The following is a 22,946-nucleotide window of genomic DNA, read 5'->3' as shown; positions in this document are numbered from 1 at the left end:
ATGTCCGAGCGCCTGCACAGTTCCCCGGCCTGGACCGGCGCCGCGATCGCGGTGGGTCTGCTCGGCTTCGCGGTCGCCCTCGCGGGGCGTCTCGACCTTCCGCTGATCCTAGCGGGCCTCGGTGCGATCTGCCTCGGCGGGTGGCTCGGCGGGCGCGGCCCGGCCAAGGCGCCGCAGCGGCCGGCCGCGACCACGCAGCGCCACGCGGTCGCCGACGCGCTGCTCGCCCATGTGCCCGATCCGGTCATTCTGGTGGATCGGCGCACCCTGGTGGTGGAGGCGAACCCCGCCGCCCGGGCCCTGCTGCCGGCCCTCCATCACGGCCGGCCCCTGTCGTTCGCGCTCCGCGACCCGGAAGTGCTCGACGGCATCGCGGCGGTGCTGAGTTCCGGCCTGCCCCGGCGGGTCGCCCTCGCGACCCGGGTGCCGCTGGAGCGCACCTTTGAGGTGCAGATCGGTGCCCTGCCGATGCCCGACGGGTCCGGCGTGAGCGCCCTGCTGTTCCTGCGCGACCTCACCTCGGCCCGGCGCCTGGAGGCGATGCGGGTCGATTTCGTCGCCAATGCCAGCCACGAACTGCGCACCCCGCTCGCCACCCTGATCGGCTTCATCGAGACCCTGCAGGGTCCCGCCCGCGAGGACGTGCAGGCGCGTGAGCGCTTCCTGGAGATCATGCGGGTCCAGGCCCTGCGCATGACGCGGCTGATCGACGACCTGCTGTCGCTGTCGCGGATCGAACTGCGCGAGCACGTGGCGCCGACCAACGTCGTCGATCTCGGGGCGCTGGCCCGCCAGATGGTCGATGCCCAGGGCCCGCCTGCCCAGGCCCGGGGCGCCACGATCCGGTTCGCGGATGGCGACGGGCCCTATCGCGTCGCCGGCGATGCCGACGAACTCGTCCGTGTGATCGAGAACCTGATCGAGAACGCCGTGAAGTACGGCGGCGGCCGGATCAGCGTCGGGCTGACCCGGGAGGCCGATCCACGGCTCGGTCGCCGGATCGTCCTGTCGGTGGCGGATGACGGGCCGGGCATCCCGCCGGAACACATCCCGCGGCTCACCGAGCGCTTCTACCGGGTGGACGTCGCGTCGAGCCGGGCGCGGGGCGGCACGGGCTTGGGGCTCGCCATCGTCAAGCACAGCCTGAACCGCCACCGCGGGCGGATGACCATCGAGAGCACGGTCGGGCAGGGGACCATCGTGCGGGTCAGCCTGCCGGAATACGGGGTGACCCCCGCACAGCCGGCCGCCGATCAGGCCGGTTCCGGATAGGCCCCAATCCCCAGTCCTGTCTCGACGCGCGCGATCCAGCCTCGGATCGCGGGATAATCCGCAAGGTCGAAGCCGCCCTCATGGGCCATGCGCGTGTAGGCGACGAGGGCCACGTCGGCGAGGCTCAGGGCGTCGCCCGCCAGGAAGGCGGAGCGTTCGAGCGTTCCCTCCATCAGCCGCAGGGCGTCGGCGCCGCGCCCGGCGAGCTTCGGATCGAGCGCGTCCGGCGACCGCTTCAGGTAATGAAGCTGGTAGCGGCGGACCGCGATGTAGGGCTCGTGGCTGTACTGCTCCCAGAACATCCATTGCAGCATCCGCGCCCGGGGGAAGGACGCCTGCGGGATCAGCGCGGAGCCCTCCGCCAAGTGGATGATGATGGCGTTCGACTCCGACAGCACGGCGCCGTCCGGGAAGACCACGACGGGCACACGCCCGGCGGGATTGAGGGCGAGGAACTCGGGTTTGCGCGTCCCGCCGCCGGGCACGTCCACGTCATGCCATGTCGTCGGCAGGCCCAGATGGGCGGCCACCCACTTGACCTTCAGGCAGTTCCCGGAGCCCGGGTCGCCGTAGATCATCAGTGGTTCGGCCATGACTGCCCCGATTCCAGAATTGGTGCGAGCTTGGCCCAGGGCGGTCGAACGGACAACAGACGAGCGCGTCAGGAGGGGGTTTTGGCATTTAACGCCGCTTCGCGACTCAACTTCCAGTGAAGCTCTGGCCGACTCACCCGGGTCATCCCCATCTCCAAGGCTATGAACACCGCGATCCGACCCGCCGGCCTGCCCGGACCCATCGCCCTGAACATCCCGGTCGAGGGGATGTCCTGCGCCTCCTGCGTCGGGCGGGTCGAACGGGCGCTCGCGGCGCTGCCGGGGGCCCGGGACGTGGCGGTCAACCTCGCGACCAATCGGGCCAGCTTCGTCCTCGGCGGGGACGCCGGCCCGGCCGAGGCCGCGGCGGCGCTGGCGGATGCGGGCTATCCTGTGCCCGACGCGCAGAGCCTGCTGGTCATCGACGGCATGTCGTGCGCGAGCTGCGTCGGGCGGGTCGAGCGGGCGCTCGCCGCGGTGCCGGGCGTCACCGGCGCCAGCGTGAACCTCGCGACGGGCCGCGCCACGATCCACCATCCCGAGGGGCTCGTGGCGAGCGCCGACCTCGCGGCCGCGGTGGCGGAGGCGGGCTACGAGGCGCGGCCCCTCGACACGGAGACCTCCCCTGATCCGGCCGCCCGCCGCGCCGAAGAGGCGCGGGTGCTGCGTCGCGACCTGATCGCGGCGGCGCTCCTCTCCGCGCCCGTGGTGATTCTCGACATGGGCGGCCATGTGCTGCCCGGTCTGCACGGGGGATCGGCAACGGCTCTGATCCAGGCGGTGCTGGCCACCCTGGTCCTGGCGGGGCCGGGGCGACGCTTCTTCCTGCGCGGGGTGCCGGGTCTGCTCCGCGGGCATCCCGATATGAACGCCTTGGTCGCCCTGGGATCCGGGGCCGCGTATCTCTATTCCCTGGTCTCGACCCTGGTCCCCTCCCTCCTGCCGCCGGGGGCGGCGCATCTCTACTTCGAGGCGAGCGTGCTGATCGTCACGCTCATCCTGCTCGGCCGGACCCTGGAGGCCCGGGCCAAGGGCCGGACCGGGCAGGCCATCGCCCGGCTGATGGACCTCGCGCCGAAGACCGCGCGGGTTGTCCGTGACGGAGCCGAGACAGAGGTGCCGCTCGCCGCGCTCCGCCTCGGCGACGTGGTCCGGGTGCGCCCCGGCGAGCGCGTCGCCGCCGACGGTGTGGTGGTCGCCGGCACGAGCGACGTCGACGAGAGCATGGTGACCGGAGAGCCGGCCCCGGTGCGCAAGGCGGCGGGCGACCGGACGGTCGGCGGCACCCTCAACGGACGCGGCAGCCTGGATCTGAAGGTCGATGCCGTGGGCGGCGCAACCGTGCTCGCCCAGATCACCGCGCTGGTGGAGCGGGCTCAAGGCGGCAAGCTGCCGATTCAAGCGCTGGTCGACCGCGTGACCGGGCGCTTCGTGCCGGCTGTGATCGGAATCGCCGCTTTGACCTTTCTCGGATGGCTGCTGCTCGGTCCGGCGCCCGCCCTCGGGACGGCGCTGGTCAACGCCGTGGCGGTTCTGATCATCGCCTGCCCCTGCGCGATGGGCCTCGCCACCCCGACCGCCATCATGGTCGGCACCGGGCGTGCCGCATCGCGGGGCGTGCTGTTCCGCGACGGCGCCGCCCTGCAGCGCCTGCGTGACGTGCGCATCGTGGCCCTCGACAAGACCGGCACCCTGACCGAGGGCCGTCCGCGGCTGACCGACCTCATCCCCCGTCCCGATCTTGCCGAGGCCGAGATCCTCGCGCTCGCCGCCGGGCTGGAGACCCGCTCTGAGCATCCGCTCGCCAGCGCCGTGGTGGCGGCGGCGCGCGAACGCGGCCTCGCCTTACCGGAGCCGGAGCGCTTCGAGGCCACGGAGGGGTTCGGCATCTCCGGCCGGGTCGCGGGCCGGGATGTGGCGCTCGGCGCGCCGCGCTACCTCGACCGGCTCGGCATCACCCGGAACCCGGACCTCGAGGCCCGCGCCGGGCAGCTGGCCGATGAAGGGCGGAGCCCCATCCACCTCGTCCTAGACGGTCGCCACGCCGCCGTTCTGGCGGTGGTCGACCCCGTGAAGGCGGGCGCCCGGGCGGCGATGGCGGCGCTGAAGGCGCGGGGCCTCGCGGTCGCGATGGTGACGGGCGACGATCCCGGTGCCGCGGCGGGCGTCGCCAGAAGCCTGGGTATCGACATCGTCGCGGCCGGGGTGTTGCCGGGTGGGAAGGTCGAGGCCGTCCAGCGATTTCGTGCGGCGCATGGCCCCGTGGCCTTCGTGGGCGACGGCATCAATGACGCGCCGGCCCTGGCCGAGGCCGATGTCGGGCTCGCCATCGGCACCGGCACCGATATCGCGGTCGACAGCGCCGACGTCGTGCTGATGTCCGGATCCCTCGACGCCCTGGTGGAAGCCTTGGCGCTCTCCCGGGCGGTCATGGCCAATATCCGTCAGAACCTGTTCTGGGCCTTCGCCTACAACGCCGCCCTGATCCCGGTCGCGGCGGGCCTGCTGGTGCCCTTCGGCGGCCCGGCCCTGTCGCCGGTCCTGGCGGCGGGCGCGATGGCGTTCTCCAGCGTCTTTGTCCTCGGCAACGCGCTGCGCCTGCGCCGGGCCGGCGGCCCGGCCGTCGACCCCATGACGGGGCCTCTGCCAAAAGCCGCCTGAGCGAAGCCGGGACCGGTCTGTCCGCAGCCAGCCAGGTCCGCGTTCCGGCGGCGCGCTGCCTCGAACCGGTCCCTGTTCCTGGCGAACCCGTATCAGTCGCGCCGGATGCGCCAGACCCTGAGGGTCGAGCCGCCCGGCAGGTCTGTGATCGGCGTGAGCCAATCCGGGGCCGGTGCGATGCCGCGGGCGAGGTCCGTCGCAAAGGGCTCTTGTCTGCCGGCCTCGGGGCGGTCGAGGGCGGCTGTGCAGAGCAGCAGGTAATCGGCGCCGCGCGCGCGGACGACCCTCCGCAGCGTTGCCTCGGATCCCTCCGAGGCCTCGATAGCCGCGCGCAGTCCGATGAGGTTGCGGTGGTAGGGCGCGGCGACGACCGCATGGTGGGTCATCAGCAGGAGAGGGGGCCCGAGATCGATGCTGCCGAGCACGAGCCCCGGCGGGAGCCGGTCGAGGGCTGCGAGGGCGGCCGGCGCGGTGCAGGTCCGCCAGTTGGAGCCGGGGCCGGTCTGCGCCCCGAGGCCGGCCGGACTGAGGAGGCGCGCCGGCTGATCGGTGACGAAAGCCCAGGCCTTGCCCAGCATCGCCATGGCCAGGACGACCAGCGCCAGCCGGTGCAGGCCCGAACCCGGCATCCGCAGCGCCACGATGGCCCGATCCAGCGCGATCGCACCCAGAAGCGGCACGAAGGCCCCGGCGACGTATATGCCCCGCATCTGCCCGAGCGCGATCAGCGCGCCCGGCCCGATCAGGGCTGACACCACGATGAAGAAGCGCCGGCGGTCCGGCGTCCGCTCGCGGATCGCCATCGCAACCGCGTAGAGGGCCGCCACAAGGATCGGCATGATGTTGGGAAGCGCGACATCCGGCTCGCTGCGCAGGAACTGCGGGAAGGCGCGCATCTCGTCCACTTGGTCCAGCCAGGACGTGCGCACGAGGTCGTCCATGCCGGCGAACGGACCGGCGAGGCAGGATGGCGCGATCCGCAGGAAGCCGGCCGCCATCCCGGCCCCGACGAGGGCGGCGAGGACGCTGCGCCCCGTCCAGCCCACACCGCGGCCATCCATCGCCAGGGCCCCGCCGCCGATCGCGGCGCCCCCCGCCGCCAGCAGGAGCCAGGGCGGGGACAGGGCGTCGCAGGCCGGCACGCTCCACAGGGCCGGTGCGGTCTGCAGGCCGAACAGCAGGAGACTCGCCCCGAACAGCCCGGCCCCGTAGCCCGCCAGCATGCCGGTGGCGCGTTCGCCGTGGCGCAGCCAGTCGGTGAGGACCAGAAGGCCGGCCGCCGCGATGACCGGCAGGGTCTCGAGCCCGATCGCCAGCGACAGGCCGGCCACGGCCCCAGCCAGGAGACCGCGCCGCATGCGCCGGGCCGGATCCGCCAGCGCCAGGGCGACGGCGAGCACGGCGCAGAGCTGCGCGTTGTGGTGGTCGATGCGCCCGAACCGGAACACGTTCAGGAACACGCCGGTCTGTGGCGCGACGAACAGCACGAGCAGGGCCGGGCGCCATCCGAACAGGCGGCGTATCCCGAGGCCGGCCAGCGCCCCGTAGAGCAGGAACAGCAGGACGGGCCATGACGCCGCCGCGGCACCCTCCGCCGCCGGCCGGCCGAGGATCGGGGTGAAGGCCAGGATGAGCCCCGCGATCGGCAGGTCGATCAGGCGCGACCAGTGCGAGGCGATGCCTGTCGGGGGCAGCATCCGGTGCTGGACGGTGTCGAACCAGCCCTGGCCGGCGAGCAGATCGCGCACCCCGACGAGGCGCATCATGTCGTCGGTATCGGGCAGGCGCAGGCCCTCGAGAATGGGCGCGAGGGTGCGCGGATCGTAGAGGCCGAATAGGGCGACTAGAACCAGCACGACCAGCAGCGCCGGGCTGTCGAAGGGCGACCGGCCGGCCTGCACGCGGCGCGGCGACGTTCCGACGAGGCTGGTCATTCAGGGATCCCGGGCTCGGCGGCATCGTCGCATCCGGCGCTTACCGGGGCGTGAACCGGTCAGGCGGCTTCCAGGGTCGGGATGGAGTTGAGTTCCGCGCATCCCCCCCTCTGCGGGCTGCCGGATTCACATATCGTGCGCTTCAGCTCGGCCGCAGGATCCAGCGGGTCCCCCACCCGTGCGGGGGAGGCTTGCCTGTGCGGAAAGCCGGGTGAGGGGTCAGGGCTGTCCGGATAAGGGGTGACCCGGCCGCGCGTCGATGGCGCGCTTGATCCTGAGCATTCCTGTCCCTCACCCCAACCCTCTCCCGCTCGGGAGAGGGGGCCTGTCGCGTTCTGCCACCCGTGTCGATGTCCGCCGGAGACGTGTGCATCCGGTAGCCTCTGCGGGGGAGGGAGACGCGCGGCATGTTTCGATTCAGGCGTGCGGACCCACCCCGTCACTGGGCAACGGCCTCCTGAGCTCTCCGCTCTCCCAGCGCTCGACGCCCCTGTGACCCGAGCAGGTGCCGCTGCGGGTGTGGCTGAAGCTCCAGGTGCCGTCGCGGCATTTGGCCGAAGCCCCTGGTGGCTTGGCGCCGTCGAGGGACTTGGCTGGACCATGGACCTCTCAATCGTCTCGCCGGCTGCGATAGTGCCGGTGGCTTTCCAGCTTCGACTCGTCCGGCTGTGAGCAGGCGCGGGCCAGCGCGGCCTCCGGCGCAAAGAGTGATATCCACGCCACCGCGGACAGGGCCGCCAGGACGCCCGCACTCCCGGGGAGGTGACGCATCGCGGCGCCTCAATCCCGGAAAAAGCGGCCGGCGACGTAATGCCGGCCCCGTCGGTTGGTCCGCCATTCCGGTCGCGGATGGCAATGCCGCGGATGGCCGTGACAGCCCCGTGCGTTGAGCATCCCGGGCGTCGCCGTGGCCGGTGCCGTGGGCAGCAGCAGCGGTGCGGCCAGGGCAATCAGGAACAGCAGCACGGCCCGGCGCATGGATGCATCCTCAAGTTGGAGGATCGCGACCCTATTGCACCTTCACCGTAAGTCGAGTCGGTCGAATTGCGTAACGCAGTGGTTGAGATACGGGTGCGGCGTCAGGCTTGACCCGCGAAGCCTGGCCGTTGACGCCGGCTCTGGCCCCGGCTTTGCTGGTTGCCCTGACACCCCAGGCGCCGAGAGCCCCAAACCGATGCCCGTCCTCGAACGGATCAACGATTTCGCCGACGAGATGCAGGTGTGGCGGCATGACCTCCACGCCCATCCCGAACTGCTCTACGATGTCGAGCGCACCGCCGGTGTCGTGGCCGACAAGCTCCGGGCGTTCGGTTGCGACGAAGTGGTGACCGGCATCGGCCGCACCGGCGTGGTGGGGGTGATCCGCGGCAAGGGCCGCTCGTCCAACCGCGCCATCGGCCTGCGCGCCGACATGGATGCCCTCCCGATCCAGGAGGTGCGCGATCTGCCCTACCGCTCAACCGTGCCGGGTAAGATGCACGCCTGCGGCCATGACGGGCACACCACCATGCTGCTCGGCGCCGCGAAATATCTGGCCGAGACCCGCGATTTCGACGGCGCCGCCGTGCTGATCTTCCAGCCCGCCGAGGAGGGCGGCGGCGGCGGTGACGCGATGGTCGAGGACGGCGTGATGGAGCGGTTCGGGATCGAATCGGTCTACGGGATGCACAACATCCCCGGCATGAAGGTCGGCACCTTCGCGATCCGGCCTGGGCCGATCATGGCCTCCACCGACCGGTTCACCCTCACCATCGAGGGACGCGGCGGCCACGCGGCGCTGCCGCAGAACGCCGTCGACAGCGTGCTGGTGGGAAGCCACGTGATCATCGCCCTGCAGAGCATCGTGGCGCGCAATCTCGATCCGCTGCAATCGGCGGTGGTGTCGGTCTGTACGCTGGATGCCGGCGAGGCGTTCAACGTGCTGCCGCAGACCGTAACCATGCGGGGCACGATGCGCACGCTCTCCCAGGCGGTGCGGAGCCAGATCAAGGCGCGGATCGAGACCCTGGTGGCGGAGATCGCGGCGGGTTTCGGTGCCGTGGGGGTGACGGAGTTCGGATCCAGCTACCCGGTCACCGAGAACCACCCCGCCGAGACCGACTTCATGGCCGATGTCGCCGAGGCGCTGGTCGGCGGGGAGAACGTCGATCGGGCCGTGGCGCCGATGATGACCGCGGAGGATTTCTCCTACATGCTCGGTCGCCGCCCCGGCGCCTATATGTTCATCGGCAACGGCGACAGCGCCTCGCTCCACCACCCCCATTACGATTTCAACGATGCCACCGCGCCCTACGGGGCCGCCTTGTGGGCGCGCCTGATCGAGACGGGGCTGCCGCTGACGGCGTGAACGCGGCCACCCCGCCGGACGGGGGCGATGGATCAGCCGCCGTAGCGTGCCTTCAGCAGCGCGTAGGTGAGCCGCGCGGTCTGGACCTCTCCGCCCTCCGGCCGCCCGGGCTTGGTCGACGGATTCCAGCCGTAGAGATCGAAGTGACCGTGCGCCTTCGACTTCGGGGCGAAGCGACGCAGGAACAGGGCCGCGGTGATCGCCCCCGCGAACGGGCCGCCCGAGACGTTGTTGAGATCGGCCACCTTCGAATCGAGCAGGCTCGCATAGGGGGCGTGCAGCGGCATCCGCCAGACCGGATCGACGGCGCTCCGGCCGGCCTCCGCCACGGAGATCGCCAGGGCCTCGTCCTCGGTGAAGAAGGCCGGCAGGTCCGGCCCGAGTGCCACCCGGGCCGCGCCGGTCAGCGTCGAATAATCGAGAAGCAGATCGGGGCAATCCGCCTCCGCCAGCGCCAACGCGTCGGCGAGGATCAGCCGGCCCTCCGCGTCGGTGTTGCCGATCTCGACGCTGAGCCCGGCCCGGCTCAGGAGCACGTCGCCCGGGCGGAAGGCGTTGCCGGCGACGGCATTCTCGACCGCGGGAATCAGCACCCGCAGGCGGACCTTGAGCCTCGCGCCCATCACCATGTCGGCGGCGGCGAGTGCGGCGGCGGCCCCACCCATATCCTTCTTCATCAGCAGCATCGCGGCGGACGGCTTGAGGTCGAGCCCGCCCGTGTCGAAGGCGACGCCCTTGCCGACGAGGGTCACGCGCGATGCGTCTTCCGGCCCCCAGGTCAGGTCGATGAGGCGCGGTGCCCGGGGCGAGGCGGCGCCGACCGCGTGGATCAGGGGAAACTCCCGGGTGAGCGCCTCGCCGTCCGTGACCGCGATCGTGGCGCCGTGACATTCGGCGAGCGACCGGGCTGCGGCCTCGATCTCGGCCGGGCCCATGTCGTTGGCGGGCGTGTTGATCAGGTCGCGGCCGAACGCCACGGCGGCGGCGATTCGCTCGACCTCGGCGGCATCGATGCCCATCGGCGCCGCGAGCCGCGCCTTCGTGCCGTTCCCGGCGCGGTAGCGGCCGAAGCGGTAGCTGCCCATCAGCCAGGCCAGGGCGGCCTCGGCCGGATCGGTGGCGTGCTCCAGGCGGTAGCTCCCCTCCGGCAGCAGCCCCGGGAGCTTGCCGACGAGCAACCGGTCGTAAGTCCCCGCCTCCATGTCGCCGAGGCCGAACAGCACCCGGGCCAGCCCGCCATCCGGGCCGGGCAAGAGGGCGAGGCTCCCGGCCTTCGGCTTGAACCCGAGCGCCTCCGCGAAGCGCCGCTGGCTTGGGTCCAGGGCGGGTTGCACGTCGCTCCAGGATCCGGTGGTGACGAGCGTCACCGGCACGCAGTGCGCGTCGGCGGTCAGGAGGGCGGGGGTCGTCGGCTTGGTCTCGGCCTGGGTCATGGGCCTCTTGCGCGCTGGAGGGCTTAACCGGTGATTAGGGTTAACGCTCTATCACCGGCCGGCCGGAGGGGTGAAGCACAGGCCTGAGCCCTCGGCCCGCCCGGAGGCGCCGCAAACCATGATGACCGCCCTGATCCGGACCGCCCGCGCCGAAATTCCCGCCGGACGCCGGGCCATCCTGACTGCCGCCCTGCTGGCGCTGGGTCTGGCCGGCTGCAACACCTCCGGCCCCGAGACGACCGGTTCAATCGGGGACCGCCCGGCCGCATCGCGCCAGAACATCGAAGCCCTGGCCGAGCGCTTCAACGCCAATCCCGACGATGGCCGCGCCGCGGTCGCGTATGCCCGCGCGCTCCGGGCCAACGACCAGATCAGCCAAGCCTCGGCGGTGCTCCAGCAGGCGGCCCTGCGCAACCCGAAGGACACGTTCCTGCTCGGCGCCTATGGCAAGTCGCTGGTCGAGCTCGGCCGCTACCGCGAGGCGATCGACGTGCTCGCCAACGCCCATTCCCCGGCCGCGCCCGATTGGCGCATCCTGTCGGCGCAGGGTTCGGCCTCGGCGCAGCTCGGCGATCAGGTGCGCGCGCAAGGGTTCTACGAGGCGGCCCTGAAAATCCGGCCGAACGAGCCCTCGCTGCTGTCCAACCTCGGCCTGTCCTACGCGCTGTCGCGCAACCTCGACCAAGCCGAGCAGACCCTTCGGCTCGCCGCCGAGCAGCCCGGCGCCGACGCCCGGGTGCGGGCGAATCTCGCTCTGGTGCTGGGGCTGAAGGGCCGTACCGCCGATGCCGAGGCGATCCTGCGTCGGGACATGAGCCCCGCAGAGGCCGCCGCCAACGTCGCCTCCCTACGCAAGGCTGCCGCGGAGCCGAATCGGCTGAAGGCGCTGTCGAAGGCCGGAGTCCCCGGGGAGGGGTGACCTCCGGCCGGCTGCGCATTCCTCCCTCCGCGGGGAAGGGGGATGCGCGAGCCCGCAACCCTGCATCCCCGACAGGACAACGCGCCTGTCATCGCGACCCGGTAGCGGCCAGATTCGAAACGTTCTATATCCTCGCTTGGCTGCGCCGCGCGGCTCTACGGGCGTCCAAATCGCCCCCGCGCATCGTCTCCTGCCCGGGCACTCCCGGGGCGGCGCGCGCCCGTCGGGCGCTACACAGGCCGAACACAACTTCGTAGCGCAGGTCTTGCCTGTGCGTGTTCGACAACCGCAGCGAGGATAGAACCAGCCGTGCCCTCACTCGACAGCTTCAAGGCCCGCCAGACGCTCCAAGCCGGCGGCAAGGCCTACACCTACTATTCCATTCCCGAGGCCGAGAAGAACGGCCTCGCCTCCGCCGCAGCGCTGCCCTTCTCGATGAAGGTGATCCTCGAGAACCTGCTGCGCTACGAGGATGACCGCTCGGTCAAGAAGGGCGATATCGAGGCCGCCGTCGGCTGGCTCGACCAGAAGGGCAAGGCCGAGGTCGAGATCGCGTTCCGCCCCTCGCGCGTGCTGATGCAGGACTTCACCGGCGTGCCGGCGGTGGTCGATCTCGCGGCCATGCGCGACGCCATGGTGGCGCTCGGCGGCGACCCGCAGAAGATCAACCCGCTGGTGCCGGTGGATCTCGTCATCGACCACTCGGTGATCGTTGACGAGTTCGGTACCCCGAAGGCCCTGGCCGACAACGTCGCCCTCGAATACGAGCGCAACGGCGAGCGCTACACCTTCCTGAAGTGGGGCCAGTCGGCCTTCGACAACTTCTCGGTGGTGCCTCCGGGCACCGGCATCTGCCACCAGGTGAACCTGGAATACCTGTCGCAGACCGTCTGGACGAAGTCCGAGGACGGGTCCGACGTGGCCTATCCGGATTCGCTCGTCGGCACCGATTCGCACACCACCATGGTCAACGGCATGGCGGTGCTGGGCTGGGGCGTGGGCGGCATCGAGGCCGAGGCGGCCATGCTCGGCCAGCCGCTCTCGATGCTGATCCCCGAGGTCGTGGGCTTCAAGCTGTCGGGCAAGCTGCCCGAGGGCACGACCGCCACCGACCTCGTGCTCACCGTCACCCAGATGCTGCGCAAGAAGGGCGTGGTCGGCAAGTTCGTGGAGTTCTACGGCCCCGGCCTCGACGACATGGCGGTCGCCGACCGGGCCACGATCTCCAACATGGCGCCGGAATACGGCGCGACCTGCGGCTTCTTCCCGGTCGACCAGAAGACCATCGACTTCCTGAAGGTCACCGGCCGCTCCGACGACCGCATCGCCCTGGTCGAGGCCTACGCCAAGGCGCAGGGCATGTGGCGCGACGCCCAGACCCCCGACCCGGCCTTCACCGACACGCTGGAACTCGACATGGGCGAGGTCCGGCCCTCGCTCGCCGGCCCGAAGCGCCCGCAGGACCGGGTTCTGCTCGACGGCGCCAAGTCCGGCTTCGCCGGGTCCATGGAGACCGAGTTCAAGAAGGCCGCCGACCTCGCCCGCCGCTACCCCGTCGAGGGCACGAACTTCGACATCGGGCACGGCGACGTGGTGATCGCCGCGATCACGAGCTGCACCAACACGTCGAACCCCTCGGTGATGATCGGCGCTGGGCTGCTCGCCCGCAACGCCGTCGCCAAGGGCCTTCGCTCCAAGCCGTGGGTGAAGACCTCCCTGGCCCCCGGCTCGCAGGTGGTCGGCGAGTACCTGGAAAAGTCTGGCCTTCAGGAGCCGCTCGACGCCCTCGGCTTCAACCTCGTGGGCTTCGGCTGCACGACCTGCATCGGCAATTCCGGCCCGCTGCCGGAGGCGATCTCCAAGGCGATCAACGATAACGACGTCGTGGCCGCGGCGGTGCTCTCGGGCAACCGCAACTTCGAGGGCCGCGTGAACCCCGACGTTCGGGCGAACTACCTGGCCTCGCCGCCGCTGGTGGTGGCCTACGCGCTGGCCGGCTCGATGCAGATCGACATCACCACCGAGCCGCTGGGCCACGATGCCGACGGCAAGCCCGTCTATCTGAAGGATATTTGGCCGTCCTCGGCCGAGGTCCAGCAGTTCATCGAGGAGAACATCACCTCGGCGCTGTTCAAGTCCCGCTATGCCGACGTGTTCGGCGGCGACCAGAACTGGAAGGATGTCGAGGTCACCGAGGCCGAGACCTTCGCGTGGAACCCGGGCTCCACCTACGTGCAGAACCCGCCTTACTTCGTCGGCATGGAGAAGACCCCGAAGCCGGTGGAGGACATCGCGGACGCCCGGATCCTCGGCCTGTTCCTCGACTCGATCACGACCGACCACATCTCGCCGGCGGGCAACATCCGGGCGGCCTCGCCGGCCGGTGCCTACCTGCAATCGCATCAGGTCCGCGTGCAGGACTTCAACCAGTACGGCACGCGGCGCGGCAACCACGAGGTGATGATGCGGGGCACCTTCGCCAACATCCGCATCAAGAACCAGATGGTGCGGGACGAGACGGGCAACGTGGTCGAGGGCGGGTGGACGCTCTTCCAGCCCTCGGGCGAGAAGATGTTCATCTACGACGCGGCGCAGAAATATGCCGAGCAGCACACGCCGCTCGTCATCTTCGCCGGCAAGGAATACGGCACCGGCTCGTCGCGCGACTGGGCCGCGAAGGGCACGAAGCTGCTGGGCGTCCGCGCCGTGGTGGCCGAAAGCTTCGAGCGCATCCACCGCTCGAATCTCGTCGGCATGGGCGTGGTGCCGCTGGTCTTCCAGGGCGAGACCTCCTGGGCCTCGCTCGGCCTGAAGGGTGACGAGACCGTCACCATCAAGGGGCTGGCCGGCGAGCTGAAGCCGCGCCAGACGCTCACCGCGGAGATCAAGTCCGCCGACGGCTCGGTGAAGCAGGTCCCGCTGACCTGCCGCATCGATACGCTCGACGAGCTGGAATACTTCCGCAACGGCGGCATCCTGCCCTACGTGCTGCGCTCGCTCGCAGCCTGATCCTCCCGGGCGGCTTTCTGGTCGCCCACTGATGCGTTCGAGGCGGCGCCGGATCGGCGCCGCCTTTTTTGTTGCCCATGCCGGAGCGTTTCACTTGCGCGCAACCTTGTTTGACGCACGCGGCGCCCCATAACCCGGCTCCTGCATCCTGGATGGGATCCCGATGAAGCACCTCAGCAAGACTCTCGCCGCCGCCGGCCTGACGGCTCTCCTGTCGAGCGCGGCCTTTGCCGCGCAGGTCGAGCGCGTCCGCGGCACTGTCGACAAGGCCGACGGGAACACGGTCACGATCAAGACCGACGACGGCAAGTCCGAAACCGTCGACGTGAGCGGCGCCAAGTTCGCCTGGGTGGTCCCGTCGAGCCTGGACCAGATCAAGGACGGCGTCTTCATCGGCACCGCCACCAAGGGCGAGAACCCGATGACGGCCCTGGAGGTCGTGCTCTTCCCCGAGTCGATGCGCGGCACCGGCGAGGGCCATTACGGCTGGGATTCGATCACCGACCAGACCGCGGGCGCCGGCGCCAAGGTGAAGAGCGCGATGACGAACGGCACCGTGAAGGCCGAATCGTCGAACGCCCCGAAGGTCAAGAGCGCGATGACCAACGGCACCGTGAAGGCCGACAAGGCGGCTTCCGGCGGCGAGCGCACCCTGACGGTGAGCTACGGCAAGGATGGCTCCAAGGAGATCGTGGTGCCGTCCTCGGCGCCGATCGTCGCCTTCCAGCCGGCCGACAAGGCGATCGTGACCCCCGGCTCCAAGATCTTCGCGGTCGTCGCGAAGGACGGCAGCAAGGCCGAGGGCAAGCTGGTGGCGGTCGGCAAGGACGGCCTGACCCCGCCCATGTAAGACGAAACGGCCCGCGCGACGGAGTCCGTCGGCGGGCCGCACAGGTTGAAACTGCCCGGCGAGCGCGCCGGGCATCCGCGTGTCAGGCCTTCAGGGCCACCGAAAAGTCCGCCTCGGTCTTCTTGCGGATCTCGTCCTCGGTGACGCCGTCGGCGAGCTCGATGAGCGTCATGCCGCCGTCGCCCTTCTTGTCGATCTCGAACACGCCGAGATCGGTGATCACGAGATCGACCACCTGGGTGCCGGTGAGCGGCAGGTCGCAGGCCTTGAGCAGCTTCGGGCTCTCGGTGCCGTCCTTGTTCTTGGCGACGTGCTCCATCACCACGACGACGCGCTTCACGCCCGCCACGAGGTCCATGGCGCCGCCCATCCCCTTCACCATCTTGCCGGGGATCATCCAGTTGGCGAGGTCGCCGTTGCCCGCCACCTGCATGGCGCCGAGGATGGACAGGTTGATGTGCCCGCCGCGGATCATCCCGAAGGAATCAGACGAGGAGAAGTAGCTCGTCGTCGGCAGCGCCGTGATGGTCTGCTTGCCGGCGTTGATCAGGTCCGGGTCCTCGTCGCCCTCGTACGGGAAGGGACCCATGCCGAGCATGCCGTTCTCAGATTGCAGCTGCACCGACATGCCGTCCGGAATGTAGTTCGACACCAGCGTCGGGATGCCGATGCCGAGGTTCACGTAGAAGCCGTCTTCCAGCTCCTTGGCGGCGCGCGCCGCCATCTGCTCGCGGGTCCAGGCCATGGGGGTCTCCTCTTCCCTCGATCAGTGGGTGCCGCCGCCGGCCGCCGCGGCCGGGGTGCTGTCGCCGCGCTTGCGCGTGGTGCGCTGCTCGATGCGCTTGTCGCGCACGCCCACGTCGATGATCCGCTTCACGAAGATGCCGGGGGTGTGGATCGTGTCCGGGTCGATCTCGCCCGGCTTCACGAGGTGCTCGACCTGCGCCACCGTCATCTTGGCGGCGGTCGCCATCATCGGGTTGAAGTTGCGCGCGGTCATCCGGTAGCGCAGGTTGCCCTCGGTGTCCCCGGTATGGGCGTGGACCAGGGCGAGGTCGGCGAACAGGCCGCGCTCCATCACGTACTGCTCGCCGTCGAACTCCCGCACCTCCTTGCCTTCGGCGACCTTGGTGCCGACGCCGGTCTTGGTGAAGAAGGCCGGGATGCCGGCGCCGCCGGCGCGGATCCGCTCGGCGAGCGTGCCCTGCGGGTTGAACTCGATCTCCAACTCGCCGCCGAGATACTGGCGGGCGAACTCCTTGTTTTCACCGACATAGGACGAGATCATCTTGGCGACCTGCCGGGTGTCGAGGAGCTTGCCGAGGCCGACGCCGTCGATGCCGGCATTGTTCGACACGACCGTCAGGCCCTTGACGCCCGAAAGGCGGACCGCCTCGATCAGCTCGTCGGGGATGCCGCACAGCCCGAAGCCGCCGCACATGATCATCATGTCGTCGTGCAGGAGGCCGGCGAGCGCCGCGGCGGCATCCGTGTAGACCTTCTTCATCGAACTTCCTTTCACCGCCGGCCGCACCCAGGCCGCGTCCGCGATGCGCGTTTCCTCGCGCCTGCTGTTCCTGATTCCGGAAGCGAAATCCAGTGCTGCGCCGCGAGAGCCCGTACGCTCCTGGGCGATCCGTAACGCCGGTTCCACGCCCGCCGCGGCGACTCCATACGCAAGGACAGCAGACAAATCCGGCCGTGGACGCTAAAAAGCCACCTCGACATGCAGTCCCTGTCGGGTCGTGGCGGCCCTGGGGCCGATGCGGCACCCGGCTCCGGCCGCATCCGCGGTCCCGTTCAGAGTAAGATGTCGCTGCGTCGCCCGTTCGTCCTCCTCGCTCCAGTCTGCCTGATCGGCGTCGGGCTCGGCCTGCACGACTGGCCGGTCGATGGCGGCCGGGCGGGGGCCTTCGTCGGCCGCGCCCTCAGCGATTATGGTCTCACCCTGAACGTCCAGGGCCCGGCCAGTCTGACGCCGCTGCCCCTGCCCAGGCTCACCTTCGAGCGCGTGCGTATCACGGGTGAGGGCGGTGGCCCGCCCCTGGTGGACGAGGCGCGCCTCGGCATCGACCTCGATCCCCTCAGTCTTATCGCCGGTCGCGCGGCGGCCGGCGGCCTGCACCTCGCGGGGGGAGTCCTGTCCGGGCATGCCGCCGATTGGAGCGGTGTTCTCGCGCGCCTTGCCGCGCGGGTTCGATCCGGGGAGACGGGGCATCCCACGCGGCTCATCGTGAGCGGCGGCCGCACCGGGGATGGCACGGCCCGGGACATCGACCTCGACGTCTCCTGGCCGTCCTGGAGCGCGTCCGCCGAGGGCAGCGCCCGCCTGACATGGCGGGACGTTCCGACGCGGATCACGGTCGCGCATGTCCGCCCGAACGACGTCGTCCTCGGCCGGCGCAGCCCGGTCACCGGCGATGTGACGTGGCCGAAGGGCAGCCTCGCGGTCGACGGTTCGATGGAAACGGCCGTATCGGGAGCACCATGGCCCGTCCTGGCCGGTCAGATGCGCATCGAGACACGATCCCTGCCGGAGAGCCTGGCCTGGTTCGGCTGGCACGTCCCCCTGTCGCCGCTCGCCGGGAGCTTCTCGCTCACCGGTCTCTTCGAGACAGCGGACCGGTCCGTATCCTGGACGCGCCTGCGCGTCGGGGTCGGCCAGAACGTGCTGGAGGGTGCGGGGGCCGTCGTGTTCAGCCCCGGCGAGGCGCCGCGCCTCTCGGTGCAGGCGACGCTCGCTGCCGAGACCCTCGATCTCGCACCGCTCGCGGAGGATGCCGCCCGGCTCCTCGGACGTGACCCGGTGCCGCTGGCCCTCGCGCCGGTCACGCAAGGCGATCTGGACCTGCGCCTCTCGGCGGCGGCTGGCCAGGTCGGATCGGTTCACGTGCAGGATCTGGCGGCGAGCGTTCTGGTGCGGGATGCGGCCGTCGAGATCGCAGTCAACCGGGCGCGGATCGAGGACGGCCTGATCAAGGGACGTGTGACGCTCGCCAGCGGCGCCGATCCGGACGAGACGGAGATGCGCCTTCAAGGCAGCCTCGACCGGGTCGATCTCGGACGCCTGCTGGGCGGAATCGGCGGCGGCGCGCGTTGGCTGGTCGGCCCGGCGCAGGGGCAGTTCAACGTCGAGGCGCGCGCCCGCGATACCGCGGCCCTGCTCGCGCACCTCGGTGGCCGCGCGGCGCTCACCATGGCGGGCGGGGGGATTGCCGGGCTCGATCTCGTCGATGTCGTTCACCGTAATGGCGCCGTGGCCCCCGGGTCGCTCGCCCGGCGCAACGGCTGGACCGCGATCGACCGCGCCGCCGTGACCCTGCGCTTCACCGAAGGACTCGGCGAGATCGTCGAGTCGGGCCTGGTCGGCCCGGGCGTCGGCGCAAGCGTGCAGGGGCACGTGTCCCTCCCAGAACGGCGGCTCGATCTCAAGGGCGATCTCGCCCTGCGCAGCCCGGCCGATCCGTCCCGCGGCCTCCTGTTCGAGGTGTCGGGTCCCTGGGATGCCCTGGTCCCCCGGACCGCCGCCCATGTCGAAGTCTCGGACCCGGCCGCAGGGGCGGGGGAGGCGGGGGCGCCGGAGACCTTCGGCCCGCCTGACCTGCAGCCTTCGACCGCCGCTCCGCAGGGCCTGCCGGTGAATGCCCGCGCTTACGCACCGTGACTTCGCGTCCGCACGGGCGGCCCCGTGATGGTGTCGCGGGCGGCCAAGTCACGCGCGCGGTTCGTGAAAACGGCCGCTGGCCTCCCGATGAAAGCCCGCGACCCACCGGGCGCCTCAGCGGACGTAGCGTTGGCCTGCCAACGCAAGTCTGCTTAGGATCGCGGCTGGAAGCCCATCCATGAGTGCCATGCGCCGCCTGCTGATCGAGGAACCCGTCACCCGGGCCGGGCCGCTGGCCCGCTGGCTCGCCGTGTTCTCCGTGGTCGCCACCGGGATCGCTCTGATCCTGGTCCGCGATCCGCGCGCCGATACGGATGCTGCGCTCATCGCCCTCCTCGCCGGGCTCAGCGTTGCGCTGGCGGCGATCATGGCGGCTGTCTTCGCTTTCGTGCGGGTCTGGCGCGAAGGCGCGCGCGGTCTCGGCGCCGCCTTGGGCGGGCTGATCCTGGCGCTCCTGGTGCTGGGCTACCCCGCCTACCGGGGCCTGCGTGGCCTGCGGCTGCCGGCCCTGTCGGACATCACCACAGACATCGACAATCCGCCCGCCTTCTCGCGCTCGCGCGCGGCATTCGCGGCGCGCGGTGGTCGCTATCCCCCCGATCCGGGCGCTGGCCTGCGCGAGCGCCAGCGGGGGGCCTATCCCCAGATTGCGCCGCTGACCCTCGATATCGGTGCCGATGAGGCGTTCGAGCTGGCCCGTCAGGCCGCTCTCAAGCGCCATTGGCAGATCGTGGAGGCAATCCGGCCGGGCGGCCGCGCCGGCAACGGCCGGATCGAGGCCGTGGCGCGGGGTCTCCTCCTAAACCTGCCCGACGACGTCACGGTCCGCATCCGGCCACGCGCCGACGGGGCGCGGATCGACATGCGCTCGGCGTCCCGGATCGGCGGGCGCGATTTCGGCGGCAACGCCGACCGGATCCGCACGTACCTCGACGATGTGGCCAACCTCGCCCTGGCGCTGAAGTGATCTGACTAGGGGGAGTTCAGGCCGGCCTGTAGGTGCCGTCGAGCCGCGGCGCCCCATCGCTCGCCACCAGCCCGCGGTCGACCAGATCCTCCAGATGGGCGAAGACCGACAGCGCCGCTGCGCCGCGCAGGCGCGGATCGAGCCCCTGATAGATCGCAGCGACGATGTGCGCGATGCCCGTGTCGCCTCTGGTGAGCCGCGCGCGGATCGCGGCCTCGCGCTGGCGACGGTGGCATGCCAGCCCACGGAGGAACCGCGCCGGCTCGCGGACCGGCCCACCGTGGCCCGGCCAGTAGATCCTCTCGTCGCGCCCCCGGAGCTTCTCCAGGGAGGCCATATAGGCCTGCATCGCGCCATCCGGCGGCGCTACGATGGTGGTCGACCACGCCATGACGTGATCGCCCGAGAACAGGGCCTGCGTCTCCGGCAGGGCGAACGCGAGATGATTCATGGTGTGGCCGGGGGTCTCCAAGGCCACCAGCGTCCAGCCCGGTCCCGAGACGACGTCCCCCTCCGTCAGGACGCGGTCCGGGGCGTGGGCGCGGTCAGCGCTGGCGTCGAGCAGCGGAACCTCGTTCTCGGCAAGCGCTCGGGCCGCCCGATGCGGTCCGCATCCGACGATTGGTGCACCTGTGCGCGCGGCAAGAAGCCGTGCGCCCGGTGAGTGGTCCCGATGGGTGTGCGTCACGACGACGGCCGCGATCCGTTCGCCGGTCAGGTCGCTGAGCAAAGCGTCGATATGGGCCGGATCATCCGGCCCGGGATCGATGACCGCGACCTGATCGGTCCCGATCACGTAGGTGCAGGTCCCGGTTGCCGTGAAGGGACCGCCGTTCGGCGCGACCCTGCGGCGGATCAACGGACCGACCGTTTCCAGCCGGCCGGGCGCAGGCATTGTTGGGTCTAGGGTCAGGCTGCTCTCGTCCCCGTCCGCCATCGCAGCCCCGCACGTTGGTTCGGCGGTTCTTGAACCGCGACCAGGGGCGTTGCAACTGCGTGGGGCCGCAATCTTCGGGCTATGGTTCACGCCCCAGCACCGGGTTCGTCCCGGAGCGTCCGACCCCGCTTCGCCTCTGGGCCTTCAGCCGAGCCGGCCGGTCCGCCGGTTGCGTACGCGAACTGGCACGAGGGCGGGGGTGGGGGCCGCAACGAGCCCGATTACCGCGGCGCGCGCAGCATCGCCGGCCGCCGCCACACGCGCCCGCAGCGCGGCGACCTTCACCCGGACGACGTTCTTGACAGATTGCAGCATCACGGATCCCGAATCGAACGTGAGAACCTATCTTCGAACGCTACCGACCTCGTCCCGTTCCGTCGCTGATCGTCGCGCCCGGACGACGCGCCCGCGCAGTCCACATCGGACTTTGTCAACCCGGCGGAACCAGAGCAAAACCTTGGCGTTTTCGTGTTCAGAACGACGCGGCCCGCCCGCGTTGATACTTTCGAAGGATACGATCGATGCTCGGTTGGGCCGTAACTTTCCTCGTGGTTGCCCTCGTGGCTGCGCTGCTCGGCTTCGGTGGCATTGCCGGCACGGCAATGGAAGCCGCCAAGCTGGTGTTCTTCGTGGCGATTGTCCTGTTCGCGATCTCGGCCGTCATCGGCCTGATGCGCGGTCGTTCGCCGACCCTTTAGCGGGTTGTTGAGAGCAGCCAGCCCTGTCGCGGGGCTGGCGGTTCGAAGCCCAGGAAGCCGTCGCCCGATGCGACGGCTTTTTGTTGTGCCCGGACCGAGGGCGACCCTGCGGCCACACATCGTGGCAATCGCGAATCTCACTTGCCGCGTTCGTTGCTGTCGAGCTTGGCGATAAGTTCGGCGAACCGGTCGGGTACGGGTTGCTGGGTCACGGTGTCGTACATGGCCCGCAACTGCATGGCGAGGCGGTTCCGGGTCTGCTCGCTGAGACCGCCACGTCCCACTGCGCGGGATGTGGGTTCGGATGGCCCGGCACCACTGTCCGCCTCGTGCGTCTGGTGATCCGAAGCAGTACTTCCGTGCGGTCCGTGCACGCGAAGACCTGCCCCCTTTCCCTGATCAACCATCCACATGCCCCTTGTTGCCAAACTTGGCCCGGCCACATTGTGCTGCGGCTCGACATACGCCATGGCTGCGGCAGCAACGCCTGCGCGCTGGGATCGGTTCCGCCGGGAGGTGGAACGGAGTGCCGCCCTCCGCGTTGGGCGGTAGCTGCGCAGGATAGAAAGCCGGCCCCGGCATGTCTTCGGTCGTGGACCGAGGTATCGTGGCCGGGAAACACGGCGAGGCACAGGGGATCGAATGTCGACATCGCAACTCGTGGTACAGCACCTGCCGTACCTGCGCCGCTACGCGCGCGCGCTCACGGGGAGCCAAGTGGCGGGTGACGCGTATGTCGCCGCCACCCTGGAGACCCTCGTCAACGAACCGGATACGCTGGGCCGGAGCACCAACATCAAGGCGGACCTGTTCCGGGTCTTCACCCGGATCTGGAACTCGCTCTCGGTGAACGGCCGCAGCGAGCAGGTTCAGCACGACCTTCCCGCCGAGGTCCGCCTCGGCCAGATCACGCCGCTGCCGCGGCAGGCGTTCCTGCTCTCCTGTCTGGAAGGGTTCTCCGAGGAGGACGCCGCCATCATCCTGGGGGTGGACGTCTCGGAGGTCCGCGATCTCGTGGACGAGGCTGGGCGCGAGCTCGCCGCCGACATGGCAACCGAGATCCTCATCATCGAGGACGAGCCGCTGATCGCCATGGATCTCGAGGCGCTCGTCGAGGGTCTCGGCCACAACGTCATCGGTGTCGCCCGGACCCGGACCGAGGCGATCAAGATCGCCGGCGAGGGCGGCAAGCGCCCCGGGCTGATTCTGGCTGACATTCAGCTCGCCGACGGTTCGTCGGGCCTCGACGCCGTCAACGACCTCCTGAAGACCTTCGAGGTGCCGGTGATCTTCATCACGGCCTATCCAGAGCGCTTCCTCACGGGTGAGCGGCCCGAGCCGGCCTTCCTCATCGCCAAGCCGTTCCAGCCCGCGAACGTATCCGCGGTGATCAGCCAAGCGCTGTTCTTCCAGCAGACGGCCCGCCGGCGGGAGGCCAAGACCGCCTGAGGCTTCGTCCGAAGGCACCGCCGCGGTTCATCGCCGCGGTCGAGAAAGCCATCACGTCATGAGCCCCGGCGCGAGCCGGGGTTTTTTGTTGCCCGGTCCATTCCTGCGCAGCGCACAAAAAAACGGGCCGGAGAAGGCTCCAGCCCGTCGATGAGGTTCCGGCCGATGCACAAGGGGAATGCGGGGAGGACCAGATGGCCGGGTCCAGATAGA

Annotated in this window: 20 protein-coding genes and 1 pseudogene; 10 read left to right on the top strand and 11 right to left on the bottom strand. The window is 70.3% G+C overall.

The window, feature by feature from the left end:
- On the top strand, positions 1-1,272 hold the full coding sequence (locus MKK88_RS24380; protein WP_244004346.1) for an ATP-binding protein: 1,272 nt from the start codon (positions 1-3) through the stop codon (positions 1,270-1,272).
- Here the strand turns inward: MKK88_RS24380 and MKK88_RS24375 are convergent.
- Positions 1,254-1,865, bottom strand: coding sequence for a glutathione S-transferase family protein (locus MKK88_RS24375; RefSeq protein ID WP_244004344.1), 612 nt, complete (start codon positions 1,863-1,865; stop codon positions 1,254-1,256). The two genes, MKK88_RS24380 and MKK88_RS24375, sit on opposite strands and share 19 nt — an antisense overlap.
- A gap of 162 nt (positions 1,866-2,027) precedes the next feature.
- On the opposite strand from MKK88_RS24375, the gene MKK88_RS24370 reads away from it, so the two are divergent.
- Positions 2,028-4,526 carry a heavy metal translocating P-type ATPase gene (locus MKK88_RS24370; RefSeq protein WP_244004342.1) on the top strand — a complete coding sequence of 833 codons (2,499 nt, stop codon included), beginning with the start codon at positions 2,028-2,030 and terminating at the stop codon, positions 4,524-4,526.
- A gap of 92 nt (positions 4,527-4,618) precedes the next feature.
- Here the strand turns inward: MKK88_RS24370 and MKK88_RS24365 are convergent, their stop codons facing one another.
- From MKK88_RS24365 to MKK88_RS24350, 4 genes and pseudogenes are all read right to left on the bottom strand, one after another.
- Entirely contained in the window at positions 4,619-6,460 is a 1,842-nt protein-coding gene (locus MKK88_RS24365) for a hypothetical protein (RefSeq protein ID WP_244004340.1), read from the bottom strand.
- A 417-nt stretch (positions 6,461-6,877) separates the two neighbouring features.
- A pseudogene (locus MKK88_RS24360) lies at positions 6,878-7,057 on the bottom strand (DUF3761 domain-containing protein); the annotation flags it as partial.
- A 12-nt stretch (positions 7,058-7,069) separates the two neighbouring features.
- Complete coding sequence (locus tag MKK88_RS24355) at positions 7,070-7,231, bottom strand: hypothetical protein (RefSeq protein ID WP_244004338.1); 162 nt, start codon at positions 7,229-7,231, stop codon at positions 7,070-7,072.
- Between the two features lie 9 nt (positions 7,232-7,240).
- The gene (locus MKK88_RS24350; protein ID WP_244004336.1) at positions 7,241-7,438 is read right to left on the bottom strand and encodes a hypothetical protein; all 198 of its coding nucleotides are present in this window, start codon (positions 7,436-7,438) and stop codon (positions 7,241-7,243) included.
- A 196-nt stretch (positions 7,439-7,634) separates the two neighbouring features.
- Here MKK88_RS24350 and MKK88_RS24345 point away from each other — a divergent pair, with 196 nt between their 5' ends.
- Positions 7,635-8,807, top strand: coding sequence for a M20 aminoacylase family protein (locus MKK88_RS24345; protein WP_244004334.1), 1,173 nt, complete (start codon positions 7,635-7,637; stop codon positions 8,805-8,807).
- A 32-nt stretch (positions 8,808-8,839) separates the two neighbouring features.
- On the opposite strand, the gene MKK88_RS24340 is transcribed toward MKK88_RS24345, so the two are convergent.
- The gene (locus tag MKK88_RS24340) at positions 8,840-10,240 is read right to left on the bottom strand and encodes a leucyl aminopeptidase family protein (protein WP_244004332.1); all 1,401 of its coding nucleotides are present in this window, start codon (positions 10,238-10,240) and stop codon (positions 8,840-8,842) included.
- Positions 10,241-10,361: 121 nt separating this feature from the next.
- Here MKK88_RS24340 and MKK88_RS24335 point away from each other — a divergent pair, with 121 nt between their 5' ends.
- The 3 genes from MKK88_RS24335 to MKK88_RS24325 all read left to right on the top strand — a co-directional run bounded on the left by MKK88_RS24335 (position 10,362) and on the right by MKK88_RS24325 (position 15,018).
- Positions 10,362-11,159, top strand: a complete 798-nt coding sequence (locus MKK88_RS24335) for a CDC27 family protein (protein WP_244004490.1) — start codon at positions 10,362-10,364, stop codon at positions 11,157-11,159.
- A 309-nt stretch (positions 11,160-11,468) separates the two neighbouring features.
- Positions 11,469-14,168 carry an aconitate hydratase AcnA gene (acnA, locus tag MKK88_RS24330; protein WP_244004331.1) on the top strand — a complete coding sequence of 900 codons (2,700 nt, stop codon included), beginning with the start codon at positions 11,469-11,471 and terminating at the stop codon, positions 14,166-14,168.
- 163 nt (positions 14,169-14,331) lie between these two features.
- Complete coding sequence (locus MKK88_RS24325; RefSeq protein ID WP_244004330.1) at positions 14,332-15,018, top strand: metal ABC transporter permease; 687 nt, start codon at positions 14,332-14,334, stop codon at positions 15,016-15,018.
- Between the two features lie 82 nt (positions 15,019-15,100).
- Here MKK88_RS24325 and MKK88_RS24320 read toward each other — a convergent pair whose 3' ends face one another.
- The gene (locus MKK88_RS24320) at positions 15,101-15,763 is read right to left on the bottom strand and encodes a 3-oxoacid CoA-transferase subunit B (protein ID WP_244004329.1); all 663 of its coding nucleotides are present in this window, start codon (positions 15,761-15,763) and stop codon (positions 15,101-15,103) included.
- A gap of 21 nt (positions 15,764-15,784) precedes the next feature.
- Positions 15,785-16,525: a CoA transferase subunit A gene (locus MKK88_RS24315; RefSeq protein WP_091718867.1), complete on the bottom strand. Its 741-nt coding sequence runs from the start codon at positions 16,523-16,525 to the stop codon at positions 15,785-15,787.
- 303 nt (positions 16,526-16,828) lie between these two features.
- On the opposite strand from MKK88_RS24315, the gene MKK88_RS24310 reads away from it, so the two are divergent.
- Both MKK88_RS24310 and MKK88_RS24305 read left to right on the top strand, forming a co-directional pair.
- Positions 16,829-18,682 carry an AsmA-like C-terminal region-containing protein gene (locus MKK88_RS24310; protein WP_244004328.1) on the top strand — a complete coding sequence of 618 codons (1,854 nt, stop codon included), beginning with the start codon at positions 16,829-16,831 and terminating at the stop codon, positions 18,680-18,682.
- A 187-nt stretch (positions 18,683-18,869) separates the two neighbouring features.
- Positions 18,870-19,649 (top strand): DUF1499 domain-containing protein, encoded by a 780-nt coding sequence (locus MKK88_RS24305; RefSeq protein WP_244004488.1) that lies wholly within the window; start codon positions 18,870-18,872, stop codon positions 19,647-19,649.
- Positions 19,650-19,665: 16 nt separating this feature from the next.
- Here the strand turns inward: MKK88_RS24305 and MKK88_RS24300 are convergent, their stop codons facing one another.
- Positions 19,666-20,586 carry an MBL fold metallo-hydrolase gene (locus tag MKK88_RS24300; protein WP_244004327.1) on the bottom strand — a complete coding sequence of 307 codons (921 nt, stop codon included), beginning with the start codon at positions 20,584-20,586 and terminating at the stop codon, positions 19,666-19,668.
- Between the two features lie 144 nt (positions 20,587-20,730).
- Positions 20,731-20,901, bottom strand: a complete 171-nt coding sequence (locus tag MKK88_RS24295) for a hypothetical protein (RefSeq protein WP_244004325.1) — start codon at positions 20,899-20,901, stop codon at positions 20,731-20,733.
- Positions 20,902-21,107: 206 nt separating this feature from the next.
- Here MKK88_RS24295 and MKK88_RS24290 point away from each other — a divergent pair, with 206 nt between their 5' ends.
- Positions 21,108-21,284: a DUF1328 domain-containing protein gene (locus MKK88_RS24290; protein ID WP_003599466.1), complete on the top strand. Its 177-nt coding sequence runs from the start codon at positions 21,108-21,110 to the stop codon at positions 21,282-21,284.
- Between the two features lie 137 nt (positions 21,285-21,421).
- On the opposite strand, the gene MKK88_RS24285 is transcribed toward MKK88_RS24290, so the two are convergent.
- A complete protein-coding gene (locus MKK88_RS24285) occupies positions 21,422-21,523 on the bottom strand; it encodes a NepR family anti-sigma factor (protein WP_244004323.1) in 102 nt (33 codons plus the stop codon).
- Between the two features lie 403 nt (positions 21,524-21,926).
- Between MKK88_RS24285 and MKK88_RS24280 the strand changes: the two genes are divergently transcribed.
- Positions 21,927-22,733, top strand: a complete 807-nt coding sequence (locus tag MKK88_RS24280; protein WP_160532649.1) for a response regulator — start codon at positions 21,927-21,929, stop codon at positions 22,731-22,733.
- Positions 22,734-22,946: the final 213 nt, after the last annotated feature.

This window comes from Methylobacterium sp. E-005, from assembly GCF_022829725.1.
Classification (GTDB): domain Bacteria; phylum Pseudomonadota; class Alphaproteobacteria; order Rhizobiales; family Beijerinckiaceae; genus Methylobacterium.
This window is presented reverse-complemented; position numbering and strand designations above follow the sequence as displayed.